Below are 21,077 nucleotides of genomic sequence, written 5' to 3'. Positions count from 1 at the left end.
CTCTGATAGTGCTTTATACTTTCCTAGCAATATATTTCATTTAATTTATTAATTTCTTCCTTGATTTCATATTTTAATTCAGGTGGTTCCACAACTTTTGCTTTGCTACCAAAGCTTAGGATCCATCCAATAACAGACTTATCGTACACCATATGAACTACGGCTAGAAAGGTTGTATCCATTTCTCTCATTAAATTAATATTTTCTTTAAATTCACTCATAAGTTCATGCTTCAGGTCATTATCAAATTCAATTGTGATATCTGTTTTAGTTTGGCTTTTATAATTAGTGAATTTATTAGCAGTATTGTTTGAACTAACCGCCACCGGTTTCAAAAAATACCCTCTCTTGTTTTCTGAATAGTCACTTATGTCAAAACCTAGTTCCTTTAAATTTTTTATGTACTCATATATAGTCCTTCTGTCAATTTTATCTCCAGTTCGTTCTTCCATTACTTGTAGTATTTTTTTCATAGATAACATATTCTTATTATCACTGTGCTTACTTAAGATGTCAAAAAAGGTATAAAACTTAATATAGTTACTTGCCATAACATCACCTTTTTCCATATACTTTATTTATATTATAAAATCCGCAGTGACAAATAACAATATATTTATTTTATATTAGGGTATGTTTAAGCGTATCATTGAAATTAATTCTTTTTGTGTGCTCATTAAAGCATCGGATGACTAACCAATTAATTTCACAACGGTTATATGACAATTCCTTTATTTTATCTCAAAGGTACTAACATCAATTCTTTTCCATTCTGGTTTTATTTTTTCTATATCATCAGCTAGCTGATATACTGCAAGGTCTTTTTGTTTTGCTTCAAGCATAACGTCCATATCCTTATTTACGTCTCTACATAATTCGATAAATCTTATAAAAGCTTGAGGATCGATGAAATCAGCATGTTTTCTATCTCTTTCACTTTCTTTTGGAGAAGAAAAATGAAACTTTGCAGGAAGACTCTGCTCTTCCCATGTATCAAAAATATCACTTATGTAATCTTTAAGTTCTTCTCCATCATTATTGCACAGATGGTGATGAGCATCTAATACCATTGGTGCATTTATATCCTTGCACAGCGAAAGCACTTCTCTTACATTAAAGGTTTTATCATCATTTTCTATCATAAGCCTTGAAGTTATTTCCTTAGGAAACCTTTTAAAGTTAACTTTAAACCGCTCTAGCGCCTCTTCTTTTCCACCTGCACTACTTCCAACATGAAGCACCATCTTTCCTTCTGGGTAGTTCATATCTTCAAACAGATGTACATGAGGCCATAAATTTCTTTCTGTTGCAACCACTACATCCTCTCTAAGAGAATTAATAACATTAAATTCATCTGGGTGAGTATCTACTCTCATTTGATTTTTTCTAACTAAATCTCCGATTCTTTTAAAATCTTTAGAAAACATCTCTCTATATTTCCACATAACTTCCGGATGAGTAGCAAGCGGTATCAACGCAGAGGTTATTCTATAAAAATGCAACTGGTTTTCAACATTGTACTGAAGTATTTTATATAGATTATCTAAGTTTGAAAGTGTGGTTGCTTTTAGCTTATTCATCTTACTCTCTTCATTAGTAAGTTTACTATAAGTTGCGTAAGTAACTGTACTTGATGATGTTGTCTTAGGCAACTTTAAAGCAATAGCCACATAGCCTAGTCTTAAGATCACTTTATCATCTCCCTTAGTATTTATTATTATGTTTCTCTAAAAGTAATATTTTTATATACCAACACCGCAAAAATACATAATGAAATAAAAAACTTCTAAAACCATTGAAACATATATGTTTAATTGCCATAAAAATTTTATATTTTTTTACAGCAAAAAAAGTATCTTAATCATACAATTAAAATACTTTTTACTTCTCTACTATATACTATTAGCCTACAGCATGTTTCAAAGTATTGAGATATTCTTAAGCTTTCTATTCGCCTAGATATGCACTTCTTACCTTTTCATCTTTAAGAACTGCATCAGCATTTCCACTTAGAACTACGTTTCCTGTCTCTAAAACATATGCCCTGTTTGCAATAGATAAAGCCATATGAGCGTTTTGTTCAACTAATAATATGGTAGTTCCGCCTTTATTTATTTCCTGTATTGTATCAAAAATATTCTTTACTACAATAGGTGCAAGTCCCATGGATGGCTCATCTAAAAGCAATAGTTTTGGCCTATTCATAAGAGCTCTACCTATAGCAAGCATTTGCTGCTCACCACCAGAAAGAGTACCAGCTAGTTGGTTAATTCTTTCTTTAAGTCTAGGAAATTTCTCATATATCATTTCATAATCTTTTTTGATTCCATCTTTATCGTTACGAAGATAAGCACCAAGTTCAAGATTTTCCTTAACTGAAAGATTCGCAAAAATCTTTCTTCCTTCTGGTACATGACCTATTCCATAACCTACTAACTTGTGAGGTTGAACACTCTTTATAGTCTTATTATTGAACTGAATATCACCAGTTTTGTAAGGAGTAAGTCCAGAAACAGCTCTAAGTGTAGACGTCTTTCCTGCTCCGTTAGCTCCAATTAGTGTGACTATTTCACCTTCATTAACTTCTATATTTATATCCTTAAGGGCGTGTATTCCATCGTAGTAAACATTCAAATTGTTAACCTTAAGCATTCTATATAGCCTCCTCACTTGTATAAGCTTCACCTAAATAAGCTTCAATAACTCTTGGGTTATTCTTAATTTGTTCTGGTGTTCCTTCTGCAATTTTCTTACCATAATCTAATACGGCAATCTTTTCACAAATACCCATAACTAATTTCATATCATGTTCAATTAGAAGTACTGATACTCCGTATTTATCTTTAATCCAATTTATCATTCTCATTAAATCCTGTGTTTCTTGAGGATTCATTCCTGCTGCAGGCTCATCCAGAAGCAATAATTCTGGGCCAGCAGCTAAAGCTCTAGCTATCTCTAGTCTTCTTTGCTCTCCATAGGAAAGGTTGCTAGCTAAATCGAAAGCTTTATCTCGGAGTCCAAAAGCCTCTAAAAGTTCAAGACACTTTTCTTCAATCTCTTTTTCAATCTTAAAGAACTTAGGAGTCCTAAAAATTGCATGAAATAAATTATATTTAACACTGTAACCAAAAGATATTTTTACATTATCTAAAACAGTAAGGCTTTTGAAAAGTCTTATATTCTGGAAGGTTCTTGCTATCTTCTTTTGAGTAATGCAATATGGCTTTAATCCATGTATCTTCTCACCCTTATAAGATATTGACCCTTCAGTTGGAGAGTAAACTCCTGTAAGCATATTAAATACCGTAGTCTTTCCAGCCCCATTCGGTCCTATAAGCCCCACAACTTCTCTTTCATTTATCTCTAGTGCAAACTCAGATACTGCTTTAAGTCCACCAAATTGAATCGTTAAGTTTTCAACTTTTAACATTACACTACCCCTCCTTCCTTACTTTCCTTTTTTAAAAACTTACTGAATATACTTAAGCTTATTTCTTTAGTTCCAAGTAATCCTTGTGGTCTAAAGATCATAAGAACTATTAATGCAATTGAGTATATAATCATTCTGAAATCCTTTATTGGTCTTAATAGTTCTGGTAAGAAAGTTAATATACCACTTGCTATTATCGATCCTGTTAAAGAACCCATACCACCAAAAACTACGAAAGTTAAAACTTCTATTGACTTCATAAAGTCAAAGTAGCTTGGTATTAGGAACCTAGAGTAATGGGCATAAAGTCCACCACCAACTCCAGCTAAAAATGCAGCTATTACAAATGCAGTTACTTTGTATCTTGCAGTATTAACTCCCATTGCTTCTGCTGCAATTTCATTTTCTCTTACTGCTATCATACTTCTACCTTGAGCTGAGTGTATTATATTAAATACAATTATAACTACAGCAACCATTACGAAATATGCCCAAGTAAAAGTTGTCTTTGGAGGTATACCCGTAAATCCTCTTGGTCCGCCAGTATAATCAATGTTAGTAAGAATAACTCTTATAATTTCACCTACACCTAAAGTAGTTATTGCAAAATAGTCACCTTTTAGTTTAAGAGTAGGTAAACCTACAATTAAAGCCACAACTGCTGCAAGTAGACCACCTACAATTAGTGCAACTGGAAAGTTATACTGAAGTTTTGCTGTAAGGATAGCTGCGGTATATGCACCTATTGACATAAATCCCGCATGTCCTAAACATAATTGTCCTGTAAAACCAGTTATAAGATTCAAGGAAACTGCTAGTATTATATTTATACATACTAAGGTAATAAGTCCACCATAAAATCTGTTTATAATTCTTTCTTGCAATAAATAATTAAGCAAAAAGAAAATGCCTACTATTAGAACTGCGTATATTAAGTAATTCACTATCTTCTTCATGCTGTCACCTACACTTTCTCTCTAGTTATCTTGCCTAAAAGACCTGAAGGCTTGATAAGTAGGACTATAATTAATATTGAAAATGCTATTGCATCTGAAAGTCTTGTGGATATATATGCCTTAGTTAAAGTTTCAGCTACTCCCATAAATAATCCACCGATAAGTGCTCCTGGAATAACTCCTATTCCACCAAGTACAGCTGCCACGAAGGCTTTTATTCCAGGCATCATTCCCATATAAGGATCTATTGTTGTCCAAGCAAGTGCTACTAAAACACCAGCTGCACCTGCAAGTGCAGATCCTAAAGCAAAGGTAAATGATATTGTATTATTTACGTTTATTCCCATTAGGGATGCAGCTTCTATATCAAAAGAAGCTGCTCTCATAGCCTTACCAACTTTGGTTCTATATACTATAAACTGGAGCAATACAACTAAGAGCAATGAAACACCTAAAGTTATAAGTTGTATGTTGGTTACTTGAAGGGAACCTATATTAATTTTTGAAGATTCGATTAGACTTGGGAAACTCTGAGGAGAAGGTCCCACTATAAATCTCATTCCATTTTCTAGTAATAACGATACACCTATAGCTGTGATTAGAAGCGTAATTCTAGGTGATTTTCTAAGTGGTTTGTATGCTACCTTTTCTATAACTATTCCTAAAACTGCTGATACGATCATTGCTATTATCAAAGTTGGTAGGAATGATAGGTTAAGCTTTGTAGCCACGAAGAAGCCTGCAAAGGCACCAATCATATATATGTCTCCGTGTGCAAAGTTTATAAGCTGGATTATACCATATACCATAGTATATCCTAACGCTAGAAGAGCATATATGCTTCCAAGTGATAGTCCATTAATCAATTGCTGTAGTAACTCCATAGTAGTCCCCCTATATATCTTTAATCCTTAATTATCTTTTACTTAACAGGATCAACTTTTGTTACAAGTGAATTCTTATCTCCCTCAACCTTTAATATAGCAGCACCTTTTACAGCTGTTCTCTCTGAGTTAAATTGTAACTTTCCTGTAACTCCTGTGTATTCAACCTTAGCAAGAGCATCTTTAATTTTATCTCCATCAGTACTCTTAGCATTTTCTATAGCCTTAAACAATAATTTTGCTCCATCGTAACCTAGAGCAGCAAGTGCATCCGGTTCTTTATTGTAGTCTTTCTTATATGCCGCAACAAAGTCTTGAACTTCTTTAGCTGTATCACCTGGGAAGTAATGATTTATAAATAAAGCACCCTTAACCGCATCTCCACCTATCTTATATAAGTCTGCTGAATCCCATCCATCTACCCCTAGTAGTTGAGAACTTATTCCTACTGCCTTAGCTTGCTTAGCTATAAGACCAACAACATTGTAGTAGTCTGGTAAAAGTAATACATCTGGATTTGCTCCCTTTATCTTAGTTAATTGTGCATTAAAATCTTTATCATCATTGTTGTATGTTGAGAACTCGACAACTTTTCCACCTTTTGCTTCAAATTGTTTTTTGAAAGCTTCAGCTATACCCTTTGAATAATCGGATCCAACGTTGTAAAGGACTGCTGCAGTTTTCTTAGAAAGATCAGTTGCTGCATAATTAGCCATAACTTGACCTTGGTATGAATCAACATAACAACTTCTAAAAACATACTCTCCTCCAACCTTTGTGATCGTTGGTTCAGTTGCAGTTGGTGTTATTAGAGGAATCTTAGCTTGAGTTGCATTTGGTGCAACTGCTAGAGTAGCTCCAGATGTAACCGCCCCGATTACTGCTGAAACTTTTTCGTCATCAACTAATTTATTGAAAGCATTAATTGCTGCATTTTGATCTGCTTGGTCATCTTCAAAAACAACTTGGACTTTCTTACCGTTGATACCGCCCTTATCATTAATCTCCTTTTCAGCTAATTGAACCCCTTCCTTAACTGATTGTCCATAAGTTGCAACTTTACCAGTAAGTGGTGCTATAGAACCAATCTTAATAACATCTCCACTTGTTCCTGCTTCTCCATCCTTTTTGCTGCTACAACCTACAAATAAGCTAGCAACCATAGCTACTGCTAATGTTGCTACAAGTATCTTCTTTTTCATAATTGAGTCCCCCTTTTTATACATCGCTTTTTTATACATGTCTTTTTATTTATATTAACAATTAATCAATGAAAAATCAATAACAAATTTCATATTTTTTTAATAATTATCCATAATTCACGTTTATAAATTATATAATATATACATAAAGCGCTATGTTTTTGATAAATTAATAAATAACCCTTTCCAGTAAACGTTTTTTTATATACTTCAATCTTAAAATGATAAAAATATTAATAATATGTTAATAAATAAAAAACAATTCAATCATACACTTAGTATATGATCAAATTGTTAAAAATGAAGCTATATATCTGAAAATTCGATTCTTATCTTTTGAATTAATTCTTCTTCTAAAATATCGTATTGAGTCCGTCTATCTAACTCATCCATTTTCATATGTTTATTATATGGTATTTTTAATACAAATTTACTACCAGACATATCTACACAATTACGAGCCTCAATACTCCACCCATGTAATTCTACAATATTTCTCACTATAAATAATCCGAGTCCCATGCCTTCATGACTCTTTGCCAACTTATTTTTATTGAAGGAGAACTTATCAAATATATGTTGAATCTCTTCACCATCCATAGTTGCTCCCATGTTATAAATCACTATTTCTAAGTTCTCAGACATATCTTCACCTATAGAAATGTATATTTTATTTTTATCTTCTGAAAACTTAACTGAATTTGATAATATTTTTAGCAAAATATTCTGAACTCTTTCTAAATCTAGATATATATATTTAGAATTTAAACTAGTAAAAAAGTTAATCTCAATATTTTTGCTCTTAACATTCTCATTTACATAATTGCTTACAATGAAAACTGTATCCTCTATAATTTCTACAATGTCATATAGCTTATAATTGAGTCTAAACCCATTTGAATCGATTATAGTTGAATCGATTATATTATTAATAAGCTTTAATAATCTATAACTACTTTGCTGCATTACGGAGGAATTATAATTTATTTTCGACAAATTATTTTCTATTGTATTTGAATCCTTCATATAAAGATTTAATACTTGTAGCGAGCACATTAGTACATTAAGTGGAGTTCTAAGTTCATGTGCTAAAATTGGTATAAGCTTTGAAATATAATCTTCATATCTATTTTGATTTATCTCATTTTGTCTTATCACATCCATATCAATATAGGATGTATTTCTACTAGAAATATTTCTAATTATGCTACAAACTACTTTCTTTTCATTAATCATTATTCCCACGGAGCTTATTTCAACAATAAATTCTCTACCATCTTTATCCTTATGAACTGTATTGTATAAAATTCCACCTCTTGAAGCTAATTGTATATGCTTATTTATTATTCCCTTTGCTTTTGAGGCCGATATATCGAATATTGTTTTATTTAAAATTTCCCTTTTCGTATACCCATAAAGTTTTAGTGCAGCTTTATTTGCATCCAATATCTCTCCATCGTTACCTATGAAGAATATCATGTCTTTCGATTTATCAAATAACATAGAAAGCATTCTATACTTTGAATCATAAAACATCTCTTCCTTGATGTTTTCAAATACAGAAACAACATCTCCGTTTTTCAATTTAAAAAAATAATTACCATTAAAAAGTTTATACTTATTATCTTTATATAGTTTAAATGATGCATTCTCATTATTTCCAGTAGTATATACTCTCTTAATTACTCTTAAGAACCGACTATTAACTAAGTTCGGAAATACTTCAATTATATTTTTGTTAATGTAGTCAGAATATTTGATATCTATCAATTCCTCCGCTACTACATTCATAAATACTATTGAAAAATCTTTACCCTTATTATAGCTTCTATAGACAGCTATACCCTTTTTTAACTTATTAATTATCTCCCAATTACTTTCTTCATCGTCAACTACTTCCATTATATTATTAGCATAATTGCCTTTTTCTTCTATCTCTTTATGAAAAATCTGTTGTTTAGAATCATTGTTCGGCATTTTAAAGCTTGGTTGAATATATGTAATATTATATTCCTCATAATCAAATGTAATATTAGAATTTTTTATCTTTACGTCACGTTCAAAGCCACCATCAAGTAACTTAGCGTTATAATTACTACTTTCTTGATTCTCCTCAGTTGAATCACTATATGAAATGAAGTAATTGTCTACGAATTCTGTAAAGTTTTTATCTATGATTTTATCAAAAGCGCTTATAGAAAACATCTTTAATGCAAATCTGTTGGCAAAGACAATCTTATTATTTCTGTGAATTACAACCGCTTCTAATAACCCATCTAATAAATCAACATAGAATTTATTGTTCCTCATAAAATAGCTTAACGAATCGTGGAGCATTTCTGAATTATTCTTACTATTCCAGTGGCTTAACAACTGCTGGCTGTTCCTTACCATATATTAATCATCTCCTCTATAAGCAACTAAATTATTAATTATATTATTCTATAATCAGTATGATTTCCCTTTTTTTGCTTGCCAATTTATTACATATTTTTTACGACATCGTTCGCCATATAACCCTACTTTATTCATTAAAATAAATATTTATTTCCAAAATAATATTAAATAGATTAATTAGCTATAGAGTGACAATACTAATAGTAAGCACTTCCTATTCCCACTTTTTATTTTCGAAATCCTTATAAAAAAGTCGCTGAAGCGAACTTTTTTTAGCGCATCTGCCTTTCCGAATACATATAAGAACAATTTGGCAGGCGATAAATTCGTTTTTCTATGTTTCCTGTTTATTTTGGAAGTGATAATTAAATTGAAGAGGTGAACTATATGAAGATAAAAAGCCTTATACCACCAGAAGTAACAATAACTGTTATTATAGGTCTTATAGTCTTATTAATCAGTGATTTTCTATTGAAATTATATTTTCATTAATAATAATTTCAATTTAATTGTTCTAAATCCTACAAAGATGTAACGCCTCACTTTAAAATTACTATTTTCAAATTCTCGTCTCAAAATCTATCGCAATTTTATAAATAACTTTCATAATAAAGCGGTACATCTTTATTACTTTTATCAAAACATTATCTAGTTCAGATATATTTGTGGTAATTTTTGTTATTAATAAGAACAAAATGGATTGTATTTCATATAACATTAAGTGTAAGATATATTCTTTTGGAGGAAACAATGTACACCGAGCAATATGAAATAAATGAAGAATTAAGAAATGATGAATCTCAAATGAATTCTAATGTTCAAGGAACTACACCAAATTATACCTATCAAGGTTCAATGCAAGGTACAGTACCAGGAACTGATTATACTAATTGGAGTAACAACTTATGTAACTTACCTTTTTTACCTAATCCATACTATCAAGGAAATGTTCAGCTAAATGGAATGATGGGACAAATGATGCATGGTTCTATGGATCATATGGCTCATATGGGACAGATGACTCCTGGTTCTATGTCTCCTATGACTCCTATGGGACAGATGGCTCCTGGTTCTATGTCTCCTATGACTCCTATGGGACAGATGGCTCCTGGTTCTATGTCTCCTATGACTCCTATGGGACAGATGGCTCCTGGTTCTATGTCACCTATGGCTCCTATGGGACAGATGGCTCCTGGTTCTATGTCTCCAATGGCTCCTATGGGACAGATGACTCCTATGGGACAAATGAACCCTAGCTCTATGTCTCCTATGCCTTCAATGGGGCAAACTAATATAGGCGCTCAAACTAATCAAAGTACTTCCCCAAATGAAATGACTGATACATCAGATGCTTCACAACAAGTAATTGCTAGACCATATAATATGTACGGACACGGTTATGGTCATCCTTATCATTACGGATATAATTATGGATACAAATATCCATACTACAATCCATATTATTATAATCCTGGTTTTAATCCATTACCTTGGTTTTTATTAGGCTCAATACTTTAAAAGAATATAAGAAAATCACTGAAGTGTTGACTTCAGTGATTTTTTTGCGCATCTGCTTTTTCGAAGGCATATGATGAAAAATTCGATTTGCATTTAAGCACTTATATCTTTTAGTATTTATTAAAATAATAATACATCTTGGTACCACTCAATTTACATAACTATTTACGTATATAAAAATGTGTCGAGTTATTATGGAATCTATTAAAATTATATTTAATAAAAAATTTTTTAAAAAACTTGAATGTTTTTGTGTATTAAATACATAAATTTATAAATGTAGTTTATAGTATGATACCCAAAGTTTGTATTACACAAATTTGGAATATTCAAAAATTATGTTATAATATCAATAAGCCGCTGTAATTATAAAAGGAGAATTTTGCTATGTGTAAAAAGATTTTTTATATGGTTTTAGCATTTGTTATTACATTAAGTTGCGGTATTAACGTACTAGCTTCAGATAATACAGAGCAAACCATAGCAGAGAGCAAAAAAAGTTTTCAGCAACTAGATGACAAGATTAAAGAGCTTAATGCTGAAATGGCAGGAATTAACTCAGAAATGGACAAGCTAAATAAAAAACTTAGTGATGATAATCAGAATATAGCCCAAACAGAAAAAGAAATAAAATTAACTGAAAATAAATTAGAGCAATATAAGAAAGAAATCGAGGCAAATAAAAACACTTTGGGAAATAGACTGAGAGGTATGTATAAGAGTGGTTTAGATAACAACTATCTTTCAATCCTTTTAAGTTCTACCGACCTCGGCGATTTCTTTTCAAAATTATCTGCAGTAGAAAAAATCATCTCATTGGATAAGCAATTAATAAATCAGCTTAACTCTGAGAAAGAAACTGTAAATCAGTCAATGGAAGATTTAAATAAGAAAAATCAGCAGCTTAAAGAATTGAAAAAGGAAACTGAGGCAAGTTTAAAAACATTAGATGATAAAAAACAGCAACAACAACAGTTAGCAAAACAATTTTCACTGCAAAAAGAGGCTTTAGCTGCAGTAATTGAAGCTAATGAGACAAAATTAATATCTCATTCCATAGCTGCAATAGACTCTGACAGTTCGTCAGAAACAGATGTAAGAAATGCTATCAGTACATTAAGTGGTTTGATACCTCAAATAAGTACTTCCTCTGTTAAGTCTAAGGCACAAAAATACTTAAGTATTGCCAAAGATAAGTTATCAGCGATTATAGCTAGCAAGTCTACTTCTGACACAGTTATATCAAGAGGCTCAAATGATCAATATAAAGCTACATTCAGTATGAGTTCTACTGCATATACTGGTGGTTATGTTACTGCAATTGGATTAAAACCACTTCGTTCGCCTTCAGGTATTAGTACAGTAGCAGTGGATCCTTCAGTAATACCACTTGGTTCAAAATTATTTATTCCAGGATACGGTACTGCTATTGCTGCAGATACTGGAGGTGCCATTCAAGGAAATATAGTAGATTTATATTTTAATTCTGAAGCTGAATGTAATTCTTGGGGAAGAAGAGGCATTACTGTTAATATAGTAGCTTATCCTAATGAGTGGTAACATCTCTGCTAAAGATGAATCACTTCAATCAAAAATCTATTTTCAAAACTCCTCTGGTTTCTGAGAGGAGAATTTGAAAATATAAATTTAATTATAAAGTGGTTCATCTAGAAATTAATTATATAATAAATAAAATCTCTAAAATAAAATAGGAGTGATAATTCATAATGAAATTATCACTCCTATTTTCATTTATTATGCTATTTTTGTGACTTTATTTCAATAAAATTTCTGGATTTGTATATGGAAGCTCTAAACTTTCTGCAACTGCTTCACAAGTTATTGAGCCTAGATACGTATTAAGTCCAAGCAAAAGTGCTTCATCCTTTAGCATAGCCTCTCTTACGCCATTATCTACTAACTCTATTAAATAAGGTAACGTAGCTGCTTCCAAAGCCAATGTTGAAGTTCTTGGAACTGCACCAGGCATATTTGCTACAGAATAATGAACAACTCCATATTTATCATAACATGGATTATCATGTGTTGTAACTCTATCGATAGTCTCAATAGAGCCACCTTGATCTATGGCTACATCTACAATGACTGATCCTTTTTTCATTGATTTAACCATTTCTTTCGTAACAATTTTAGGTGTACTTGCTCCAGCAACTAAAACTGCTCCTATCAGCAAATCTGCTTTTTCTACAGATTTAGCAACATTATATTCATTACAGGTTAAAGTAGTAACTCGTCCAAAAAATATATCATCAAGATAAGCTAATCTTTCACTATTAATATCAAGTATAGTTACCTTTGCACCTAATCCACAAGCTATCTTAGCTGCATTTGTTCCAACTATACCTCCACCAATTATAACTACTTCACCAGGTATTACACCAGGAACCCCTCCTAGTAATATACCAGATCCGCCATTATACTTTTGAAGTAGATTTGCTCCAATTTGCACTGACATTCTTCCAGCTATTTCACTCATTGGTATAAGTAACGGAAGTCTTCCGTTTTTCAACTGTACAGTTTCATATCCAATTCCTATCACCTTTTTCTTTAACAAGGCTCTAGTAAGCTCTAAGTTTGCTGCAAGATGTAAGTAGGTATATAACGTTTGCCCTTCCTTGAATAGATCATATTCCTCTTCTAGCGGCTCCTTAACTTTTACAATCACATCAGAATTATTAAATACAGAAGCTTTTTCATGAATTAAATCTGCGCCAACCTTTTCATACTGCTCATCTTCAAAACCACTGCCTATTCCTGCTGATTTTTCAACCAAAACTTTATGCCCTCGTTTTACTAGTACTGAAACCCCACTAGGTGTAAGTCCTACTCTATTCTCATTATTTTTTATCTCTTTAACAAGCCCAATAATCATTATACCCCTCCTATATATTCAAAAAAAAAGTGTACAGAAGTTCAAATTATCTGCAACACCATTGTATCTTATGACATTAAGCTGTATTAGTATTTAAATCCTTTGTTATACTATATTATATTTTATCAGTTTATGTTTGATACTACTATTCACCAATCTTTTCTTGTAAAAATTTATTATACTGATTTAAAGCAAAATTTAAAGCTTTACTAGCTGCCACAACTTCGGCATCAACTAAATTCCACTGCTTCTTTTCAATTAGAGACTGTAGGCTTTCTCTTAATTTATCAATATCTTTTAATAAGTCTTCTAATTCTGCCATTATTCTACCTCCGTAATAATCTAAGCTGAAACATAGTATGTATTTATACAGATTAACGCTTTATTAGTATTGATGATTATTTCATTAATAATTCTTTCAATTATCTAGACTACTAGATAATTCTAATAAGTTAAATGAACACTTTAATATCTATTGCATATAATATAGTGATACTAAAGATAAAGGAGAGATTCATATGGCATATGAACACTCAAAAGGACCTTATGATGACTATACTGACCTTGATGACTATAATAATAATATATATGTTGATCCATCTACCAAACAACTTCATGATCATGAATTCTTAGGGAGCACACGACTTGCTGAAGAAAATGATGAAAGACACAATCATCGTTTCGCCGGAGTTACAGGACAAGCTATACCATGTGGAAGATCACATGTTCATAGATTGTATGTAAACACTGACTTTTTCGATCATTTCCATGTGATCAGCATGACTACTGGACCGGCAATCGATGTTGGAAATGGTAAGCATGTTCATTTAGTTACTGGATATACAACAACTAATGATGGTCATCGTCACAAATTTATATTTACCACATTAATTGAAAGTCCATTGACTTAGTAATTTGTGGAGAGGGAAACCTCTCCTTTTCATTTATTATAAGTAAAATAATATATAAATTCTATTGTCATTATTACTTCTCTCAGCAACTCTATTTCAATAACAGTGCATAAAAAGTATATTCCTTAAACTTAATTTAATGATTCATTATAAACATTAAATTAATGAATAATATCTTTTTTTTATAAACAAAATAGTATCATGAGATTTTTTATACTAGTGAATAATTCAATAAGTAAGTTATTTTACATGTTACTTATTTTTACTAAATGAATACCAAACCATGCATTCAATTTAATTAATCTTCTTAGCAATTTTTAACTACCTAAATTGGATACACTATAGAAACATATATCAATTAAAATACATCACTTAATAATAAATGTTAACTTGTTGAAAGTTAATTTGAGAGGTGATTTTTATTTTTATAAATATTTTTTTAGGTTTTATCATACCATGGATAGTAACATTGATTATTGTTAAAGATCGAAAAATTATTTATACTATAGCCCCATTCGCCAGCATGCTAGCTTTTCTTATTAACGATTTTGGCTTTTATTTATTTTGGAACTTCTATCCATTTGAATTATCAGACCTTGCTGGCACACCATTTAATATAGGCTTATTTTGTACATTTCCTTGTACTTGTATATACATATGTAAAAAATATAATTTTAATCCCTATTTAACTATGCTAGTAGGTGCATTATTATTAACTTCAGCTGAAGGTTTCGGTGTATTGATAGGAAGAGTTATTTACTTTAATAATTGGAATATATTTTTTTCACTTCTATCATATTCTTTTCCGCTTTTACTTTGTTATAAATACTACGCATTAGTAACAAAAAAATATTAATTTAACTATTGGTTATTATATTTAACCATGAATCTTCTATAGTTATAGGATATTAATCCCTTTATAATCAGCAGAATAAATATATAGCTAAATTCAACCTATTAATATTAGCTTATTTATAGGAACATTTTGTTTAAAAAGTTCCTATATGAGCTTTTATTTTGTTTACGCATTTATAAACCTTTAACGAACTTTAAAATCATAATATACATTTCCAACTTTAATTATTAATTTATACATAACTAGGTTTCAATACAAAAAATATAAACTCAATTATTATCTTTATATTAAGATGTTGTAAACGTATATAAAAAGAGTTATAATATACATAAAATTGCACACGTGTGCAAATAAACTTAATGAGGTGTTAGTGATGGAAAAAGAGACTTGTTTTTATTGTGAAAAAGATGAAAGATTAGATAACTTGATGTTAAAGGTTACAAAACTTAATGTTTCAACTCTATATTTATTCAAAGAACAAACATATAAAGGCAGATGTGTTGTTGCTTATGATAATCACGTAAATGAATTATTTGAAATAAGTGAAAGTGAACTTGCACTATTTATGAAAGACGTTGCAACTGCTGCAAAAGCAATTAAGACAGCATTTGGTGCTGACAAGATGAATCTTGGAGCTTACTCAGACAAGCTTCCACATCTTCACTTCCACGTTGTACCAAAGTATAAAGACGGCTATAGCTGGGGCGGAACTTTCGAAATGAATCTTGCAAATAATCTTAAGCTTAGTGATAAAGAATACGCAGAGATAATTGATGCAATAAAGGCAAATCTATAAGACTTCTAAGCTTACATTAAAGGTACTATTTCAAAGCATACGAATTTTTATTGATTTTCATAAATAACAGCCGTGCATATAAGGAATTTTCTTTTACCTTTTATGCACGGCTTTTGTTTACCTAAAGGGCTTTTCTGAATTTTTCAATAGTCTATTTAGAAAATAAAATCATATAATTACTGCTACTAAAACTCTATCGCTAAATTATATATTAATTACTTACTTATCCCTTTGGTTTGTTTTTCTTTTCTTGTCTTTCACTACTTTCAGTTCTCTTAGTTCCTGTATTAGTATTTTGCTTGTTTTGTTCTTTAAAATTGCCTTTAGACTTAACCATAAACATTCACTCCTTTCAAAAAATAGCTTTTCCTTTTGAAAGGGTAATATTCATTGTATAAAAAAGTCGCAGAAGCGGCCTTCTTCAGTGAGCTTTTTTTCACGCATCTACCTTTCCGAATGTATATTTGGAAACTTACAGGCGACACATTTGTATTTTTTTATTGTTTAAATCACATTATTTTTTAAGTGCTTACTCATATTTATACACAGATATAACTGAGTTATGAATTCCTAAAGAATAAAAAATATAGTTTGACTTTTTAATTCATATATTTATCAACATTGGTTTTATCAACTTTTTCAAATGGTATCCATATATATTTACCATCACTAGTTAAGTTTTCTATTCCAGATAAATTATTTCCTGTTCCTAGTCTAACTGCAGCTTCTACTGCACTTATACTTTGTCCTTTTGCAGATTGGTATACTGAAAGCTTAATACTTCCATCTTTTATAGCTTTACATGCATCAATCGTGGCATCAACACCTAAAATAGGAACTGTTGAAGGATTAATATTACTCTCTCTTAAAGCATCCATAGCTCCAAGTGCCATGTTATCATTATTAGCAATTATGCAATCAAACTTCTTTCCTGTAGTTAAAAATACTTTAATCATTTCTTTAGCTTTTTCCCTGCTCCAATCCGCATTATCTTCAAATACATACTCAGCATTTATACCTTTATCAGCAAAAGTTTGCTTAACTGCATCTGTACGCCCTTTTGTAGCTCTATGTCCTTTCTCTCCCTTTAATAAGACAACTTTAATATCCTTTTTATTGTTCAAGTAATTTAGGATATATTCAGCTTCATACTGACCAGCAACTTCTTCATTTGAAGAAACATAAACATATTTATTCTTTTCTAACAGCTTCCCATCTGGTTCACTATTCATAAAAACTATAGGTATTCCTTTAGCCACTCTTTCAATCTCTAACGCCGTGGTTGGATCTACTGGAGCACATATAATTACATCATAGCCACCAGAAACGGCCTCTTTTACTTGAGCTACTTGAGTTTCTATTACTCCAGCTGCATCCTTGACATCTAAGTCAATTCCTTTACTTTCAGCATAACTCTTAGCACCATCTACTAGAAGCTTACGATATGCATCTGAAGCATCTGAAACGGTGAATAAAATTTTAACTTTCTTATTCGAAACTGCATTATTCTTTGAGCTGCAACCTGAAAATATAACTAAACTAATAATTATAATTAACATTAAAGATATCTTTTTTCTCATATGTTTTCCTCCTGATTTTATTATGCAGGCTTTTTCAACCAATCTTTGACTCTTACAATTTAAATATCTTAACTTGCTTACCAAGCTTATCAGCTGTAGCTGCTAACATTTCGGCATCAGCTGCTACCTTTTCACTATTTTGAGTAGTACTATTTGCCTGAGTAACCATTACTTCTGAAGTAGCCAAAATTTCTTCTGAACTTGCTGCTTGTTCTTCAGCTATAGCTGCTACTGATGCAGCAACTTCATCTAAATTTCCTATTTTATCAATCATACCTTGGATTAACTTATTTGTTTCATTAATCATATCGAAAATACTATCAAAGGTATCTACAGTACCACTTATTAAATAACTGCTCTCAGCTATATGATCTGTACTTTCACGAGCTTGGCTTACAGTATCTGAAACAAGTTTATTTATCCCACTTACAAGCTCTGATATATCTTTAACTGAATCTGAACTTGTTTTTGCTAATTTCCCAATTTCCATGGCAACAACTGCAAAACCTTTTCCTGCTTCTCCTGCTCTCGCAGCCTCTATAGATGCATTTAATGATAATAAATTTGTCTGCTCTGCAATGCTTCCGATGACATTAACAATATTAGTTATTTCATTTGAAGATTTTCCTACATTACCTATAGCACCTTCAAGCGACCTTATTGAATCTCTTATGTTTGCCATAGCTACATTTACCTTCTCCATATCTTGTCGCCCTTTTTCTGAAACAGCAATTGTTTCCTTCATCTTTTCATCCACATTAATACTGTCATCTCTTGTTGTAGATACAACATTAGCTAATGTAGTTGTATTTTGTGCTACTTCACTCACCGAGGTTGCTAATTGCTCTACAGTAAGATTTAAGCTCTCCATAGACTGAGATTGAATCTTTGATGAATCATATAATTCTTTAGAAATCGCATTACTTCCTTCAGCTTGCACACTTAAATCAGCCGACATAATACCAATGTTATTTATCATACCTCTCATAACTTTTATAAATTCTTTTACACTTTCTAACATAACAGAAATTTCATCATTGCCCTTTAACTCTACATCAACTGTAAAATCACCATGGGTCATTGCAATAATAGTATCTGTAAGTTTCTTAATTGGTTTTATTACAATCTGTACTACTCTTTCAACTAGAACTGCTAATATTATTATAGATATAATAGCGATTATTATCATAAAAGTACGAAGTTTTAAGAGCTCTGCTAAAATAGATTTTGTTGGAACATAAGACACAAGTACCCAGTTAGTTCCTTCCACTTGGTTAAACGCAACCATATTATTTTCTAGTTCCACCGAATTGTATTCTCTTTTTTCTAGCTTTTCTGCAACTTCCTTTAAAAACTTATTATCATTATTTGAATCAAGTTTAGTTGAGATAAGTGCACTATCACCATACGCCAATATTGTTTTATCATTTTTATCTACCAATAAGGATTCTGAATTTTTCATATCAGTCAATGAATTTACTATTATTGATATCTTGTCTAAAGAAAGATCTACTGAAAGAACCTTTATCTTACCTGATTTATCATTCAATATACCTGACGCACTAATAATATTTTTGCCTTCTGCATTCTTATAAGGTTTACCAAACGCCATGTTAATTCTTGTAAGCCCCTGTATGTACCAAGTTGAATCTAAAACATTTTTATCAGACTTAGTAGACTTTGCCGCTTTTAATAACTTTCCATTTTCATCAGCAATGTAAATTCCTTCTGGATAATTGCTGTTATATCCATAAGAATTATTTAATAAACCTTGTAATTGGCTGTCATTTAGTTGCGTATTCTCAATTGAAGCCTTAATAGAACTAAATGATGCTAAATTTTCATTTAGCCAAGAATCAATTTGATTGACTTGCTTCTTGCTAGACGTCTCTAAAAGATCATTTGCTGAATTTGTGATAATCGTTTTAGATTTTGTATATGATATAATAATGAGCAATGATACAGCTATAGCCATAAGTGGAATAATAATTGCAAGTAACTTTATCTTGATAGAACTCTTGCTTTTCTTTTGTGTTGTATTCATAAAAATCTCCCTTCAATAAAAAATCGTTAATCTATTTTATTCCCTAATCTAATTATCGTAATTTATTCAGATAGTTTAGAGGGCAATACATAGTTTTTTGATATTTTTCGACAATTTTATTTATTTTTCATGCATTTATTTGTATTCTTTCTATTTTTTTATTATTATTTTAATAATATTATTATCATTACTTACATTTTAAGGAATATATCCAATTTGTTTAAATATAACTTATGCAAAAGACAACACTTCACAATATGAGCTTTTTCTTCTAAATATGTAGATATTTAATTCTCTAACTACTTTCAATAATGAATTTGTTTTTTATAATATTCACACTGTATGTACTAAATAGATTATTTAAAGTGAATTAAAGTATTGCAAAGTTAAAGACCATGCATTAACAGAAAAAACTTCTGTTATATTCATGGTCTTAACTTATATATATATCATAACTATAAACCCAATCCAGTGTCATTTATTCTGGACAAAACTCCCACTTGAGATACCTTTAAGTCTAAAGGACTAATCCCAATATCTTTCCATCCTTCATACAAGGCTTTCACATAGGAATCATCTTTTAGAAAAGCAATTCCGCAGTCTCCTCCTCCTGCACCCGATGATTTACCACTTCCATATTCTTCTGCAATTGTACACAAAGCCTTTAGTTTTTCTGTTTCGATATCTACTCCAGCCCTTTCACCTAGCTTTTGAAGTGCTTTACGGTTTTGTTTAAGACCAATAATTGCTTCTTCGCAATCATTCATCTCAAACCCTTTTATTATTCTTTCCACCCCAATAGAGCTTTCCATGAGAAACTGGTTATAAGCATCTAAATTATGCTCACGAAAACTTTGGATATTTTTAATCATAGGAGCTGTTGCTACTGCCGATTTTGTCCACCCAACAGCCAACTTAATAGAAGTTGGAGGAGTTAATTTTCTAATAGATAAGTTTGGCCAATCCCTTTGTACTATTTCTGTTAGTTTTGTCCCTTCATCTAATTGACTTAATACCCATTTTCCCATAAATGCTGAATATTCAAGCCAGCCTCCGTAAACAGCAGCAGCAATATCAGCTCCCGAACCACTCTTTTGTGATTTTAGATGAGCTATTGCTGAAAGTTTAAAGATTTGATAAAGCGAAGGCTGCTCTTTTCCATCACTATGTAGAGCTAACATGGCTGAAATTGCAGCAACTACAACTGCCGCACTTGAACCTAGCCCATACTTTGTACCTGTTAAAGGGTCATCAAGCTCACTTTTAATCTGTAATTTAAATGGAATAATTTCAATTGATTTCTCCTCTAAAAATTGATTCACTACGGAGATTGAATTTTCTATAAAGTTTAGCCGTGGATCTGCAATACTGAATCGAACCTTCTCTTCATTTATTTCCCAAGCAATATCTTCTAACCCTAGTTTTGGCAGGGATATTTTGTTTTGCTTAGATGGTTCAATGTAAGCTGTTACATACCTATCGACTGCAATTACCACAGACTTCTGATTTGGTTCCAGTACAGCATATTCACCTGCAATCATAAGCTTACCTGGTACTCTTACTTTATAGCTTAGGTAAGACATTTTTAATTCCTCCCTTAAAATATAGAT

Annotated in this window: 17 protein-coding genes; 4 read left to right on the top strand and 13 right to left on the bottom strand. The window is 31.2% G+C overall.

Annotated features, from left to right (window positions below):
• Positions 1-23: 23 nt before the first annotated feature.
• The 8 genes from OCU55_RS02940 to OCU55_RS02905 all read right to left on the bottom strand — a co-directional run bounded on the left by OCU55_RS02940 (position 24) and on the right by OCU55_RS02905 (position 8,866).
• The gene (locus OCU55_RS02940; RefSeq protein WP_261850820.1) at positions 24-551 is read right to left on the bottom strand and encodes a WYL domain-containing protein; all 528 of its coding nucleotides are present in this window, start codon (positions 549-551) and stop codon (positions 24-26) included.
• A 180-nt stretch (positions 552-731) separates the two neighbouring features.
• Entirely contained in the window at positions 732-1,691 is a 960-nt protein-coding gene (uvsE, locus tag OCU55_RS02935) for a UV DNA damage repair endonuclease UvsE (RefSeq protein WP_261850819.1), read from the bottom strand.
• Between the two features lie 256 nt (positions 1,692-1,947).
• Positions 1,948-2,652 carry an ABC transporter ATP-binding protein gene (locus OCU55_RS02930; protein WP_261850818.1) on the bottom strand — a complete coding sequence of 235 codons (705 nt, stop codon included), beginning with the start codon at positions 2,650-2,652 and terminating at the stop codon, positions 1,948-1,950.
• A gap of 1 nt (position 2,653) precedes the next feature.
• A complete protein-coding gene (locus OCU55_RS02925) occupies positions 2,654-3,430 on the bottom strand; it encodes an ABC transporter ATP-binding protein (protein WP_261850817.1) in 777 nt (258 codons plus the stop codon).
• Positions 3,430-4,386: a branched-chain amino acid ABC transporter permease gene (locus OCU55_RS02920; RefSeq protein WP_261850816.1), complete on the bottom strand. Its 957-nt coding sequence runs from the start codon at positions 4,384-4,386 to the stop codon at positions 3,430-3,432. Before OCU55_RS02920 ends, OCU55_RS02925 begins: the two co-directional genes overlap by 1 nt.
• A gap of 8 nt (positions 4,387-4,394) precedes the next feature.
• Positions 4,395-5,270 (bottom strand): branched-chain amino acid ABC transporter permease, encoded by an 876-nt coding sequence (locus OCU55_RS02915; protein ID WP_261850815.1) that lies wholly within the window; start codon positions 5,268-5,270, stop codon positions 4,395-4,397.
• 38 nt (positions 5,271-5,308) lie between these two features.
• Positions 5,309-6,472 (bottom strand): ABC transporter substrate-binding protein, encoded by a 1,164-nt coding sequence (locus tag OCU55_RS02910; protein WP_261850814.1) that lies wholly within the window; start codon positions 6,470-6,472, stop codon positions 5,309-5,311.
• A 306-nt stretch (positions 6,473-6,778) separates the two neighbouring features.
• Positions 6,779-8,866 (bottom strand): PAS domain-containing sensor histidine kinase, encoded by a 2,088-nt coding sequence (locus OCU55_RS02905; RefSeq protein ID WP_261850813.1) that lies wholly within the window; start codon positions 8,864-8,866, stop codon positions 6,779-6,781.
• A gap of 753 nt (positions 8,867-9,619) precedes the next feature.
• Between OCU55_RS02905 and OCU55_RS02900 the strand changes: the two genes are divergently transcribed.
• Positions 9,620-10,387: a hypothetical protein gene (locus OCU55_RS02900; protein ID WP_261850812.1), complete on the top strand. Its 768-nt coding sequence runs from the start codon at positions 9,620-9,622 to the stop codon at positions 10,385-10,387.
• A gap of 387 nt (positions 10,388-10,774) precedes the next feature.
• Positions 10,775-11,947 (top strand): 3D domain-containing protein, encoded by a 1,173-nt coding sequence (locus tag OCU55_RS02895; protein WP_261850811.1) that lies wholly within the window; start codon positions 10,775-10,777, stop codon positions 11,945-11,947.
• Between the two features lie 214 nt (positions 11,948-12,161).
• On the opposite strand, the gene ald is transcribed toward OCU55_RS02895, so the two are convergent.
• Together ald and OCU55_RS02885 are read right to left on the bottom strand one after the other, a co-directional pair.
• Positions 12,162-13,280 (bottom strand): alanine dehydrogenase, encoded by a 1,119-nt coding sequence (ald, locus tag OCU55_RS02890; RefSeq protein WP_261850810.1) that lies wholly within the window; start codon positions 13,278-13,280, stop codon positions 12,162-12,164.
• A 145-nt stretch (positions 13,281-13,425) separates the two neighbouring features.
• Entirely contained in the window at positions 13,426-13,602 is a 177-nt protein-coding gene (locus OCU55_RS02885; protein ID WP_261850809.1) for an aspartyl-phosphate phosphatase Spo0E family protein, read from the bottom strand.
• A gap of 196 nt (positions 13,603-13,798) precedes the next feature.
• Here OCU55_RS02885 and OCU55_RS02880 point away from each other — a divergent pair, with 196 nt between their 5' ends.
• Together OCU55_RS02880 and OCU55_RS02875 are read left to right on the top strand one after the other, a co-directional pair.
• Complete coding sequence (locus OCU55_RS02880) at positions 13,799-14,191, top strand: YmaF family protein (RefSeq protein ID WP_261850808.1); 393 nt, start codon at positions 13,799-13,801, stop codon at positions 14,189-14,191.
• Positions 14,192-15,420: 1,229 nt separating this feature from the next.
• On the top strand, positions 15,421-15,843 hold the full coding sequence (locus OCU55_RS02875; protein WP_261850807.1) for an HIT family protein: 423 nt from the start codon (positions 15,421-15,423) through the stop codon (positions 15,841-15,843).
• Positions 15,844-16,442: 599 nt separating this feature from the next.
• Here OCU55_RS02875 and OCU55_RS02870 read toward each other — a convergent pair.
• From OCU55_RS02870 to OCU55_RS02860, 3 genes are all read right to left on the bottom strand, one after another.
• Complete coding sequence (locus tag OCU55_RS02870) at positions 16,443-17,423, bottom strand: substrate-binding domain-containing protein (protein ID WP_261850806.1); 981 nt, start codon at positions 17,421-17,423, stop codon at positions 16,443-16,445.
• A 52-nt stretch (positions 17,424-17,475) separates the two neighbouring features.
• A complete protein-coding gene (locus tag OCU55_RS02865; RefSeq protein WP_261850805.1) occupies positions 17,476-19,467 on the bottom strand; it encodes a methyl-accepting chemotaxis protein in 1,992 nt (663 codons plus the stop codon).
• A gap of 455 nt (positions 19,468-19,922) precedes the next feature.
• Complete coding sequence (locus OCU55_RS02860) at positions 19,923-21,050, bottom strand: phosphomevalonate kinase (RefSeq protein WP_261850804.1); 1,128 nt, start codon at positions 21,048-21,050, stop codon at positions 19,923-19,925.
• Between the last annotated feature and the right edge of the window lie 27 nt (positions 21,051-21,077).

This window comes from Clostridium folliculivorans, assembly GCF_024341905.1.
Lineage (GTDB): Bacteria > Bacillota > Clostridia > Clostridiales > Clostridiaceae > Clostridium_AR > Clostridium_AR folliculivorans.
The sequence above is the reverse complement of the archived record's forward strand: the minus strand, read 5'-3'. Positions and strand labels throughout refer to the sequence as shown.

What these genes read in the sequence shown, in the direction of transcription:
- OCU55_RS02940 (WP_261850820.1), bottom strand. Translation starts at nt 551, where the DNA reads ATGGCAAGTAACTATATTAAGTTTTATACCTTTTTTGACATCTTAAGT.
- OCU55_RS02930 (WP_261850818.1), bottom strand. Translation starts at nt 2,652, where the DNA reads ATGCTTAAGGTTAACAATTTGAATGTTTACTACGATGGAATACACGCC.
- OCU55_RS02925 (WP_261850817.1), bottom strand. Translation starts at nt 3,430, where the DNA reads ATGTTAAAAGTTGAAAACTTAACGATTCAATTTGGTGGACTTAAAGCA.
- OCU55_RS02920 (WP_261850816.1), bottom strand. Translation starts at nt 4,386, where the DNA reads ATGAAGAAGATAGTGAATTACTTAATATACGCAGTTCTAATAGTAGGC.
- OCU55_RS02915 (WP_261850815.1), bottom strand. Translation starts at nt 5,270, where the DNA reads ATGGAGTTACTACAGCAATTGATTAATGGACTATCACTTGGAAGCATA.
- OCU55_RS02910 (WP_261850814.1), bottom strand. Translation starts at nt 6,472, where the DNA reads ATGAAAAAGAAGATACTTGTAGCAACATTAGCAGTAGCTATGGTTGCT.
- OCU55_RS02905 (WP_261850813.1), bottom strand. Translation starts at nt 8,866, where the DNA reads ATGGTAAGGAACAGCCAGCAGTTGTTAAGCCACTGGAATAGTAAGAAT.
- OCU55_RS02900 (WP_261850812.1), top strand. Translation starts at nt 9,620, where the DNA reads ATGTACACCGAGCAATATGAAATAAATGAAGAATTAAGAAATGATGAA.
- OCU55_RS02895 (WP_261850811.1), top strand. Translation starts at nt 10,775, where the DNA reads ATGTGTAAAAAGATTTTTTATATGGTTTTAGCATTTGTTATTACATTA.
- ald (WP_261850810.1), bottom strand. Translation starts at nt 13,280, where the DNA reads ATGATTATTGGGCTTGTTAAAGAGATAAAAAATAATGAGAATAGAGTA.
- OCU55_RS02885 (WP_261850809.1), bottom strand. Translation starts at nt 13,602, where the DNA reads ATGGCAGAATTAGAAGACTTATTAAAAGATATTGATAAATTAAGAGAA.
- OCU55_RS02880 (WP_261850808.1), top strand. Translation starts at nt 13,799, where the DNA reads ATGGCATATGAACACTCAAAAGGACCTTATGATGACTATACTGACCTT.
- OCU55_RS02875 (WP_261850807.1), top strand. Translation starts at nt 15,421, where the DNA reads ATGGAAAAAGAGACTTGTTTTTATTGTGAAAAAGATGAAAGATTAGAT.
- OCU55_RS02870 (WP_261850806.1), bottom strand. Translation starts at nt 17,423, where the DNA reads ATGAGAAAAAAGATATCTTTAATGTTAATTATAATTATTAGTTTAGTT.
- OCU55_RS02865 (WP_261850805.1), bottom strand. Translation starts at nt 19,467, where the DNA reads ATGAATACAACACAAAAGAAAAGCAAGAGTTCTATCAAGATAAAGTTA.
- OCU55_RS02860 (WP_261850804.1), bottom strand. Translation starts at nt 21,050, where the DNA reads ATGTCTTACCTAAGCTATAAAGTAAGAGTACCAGGTAAGCTTATGATT.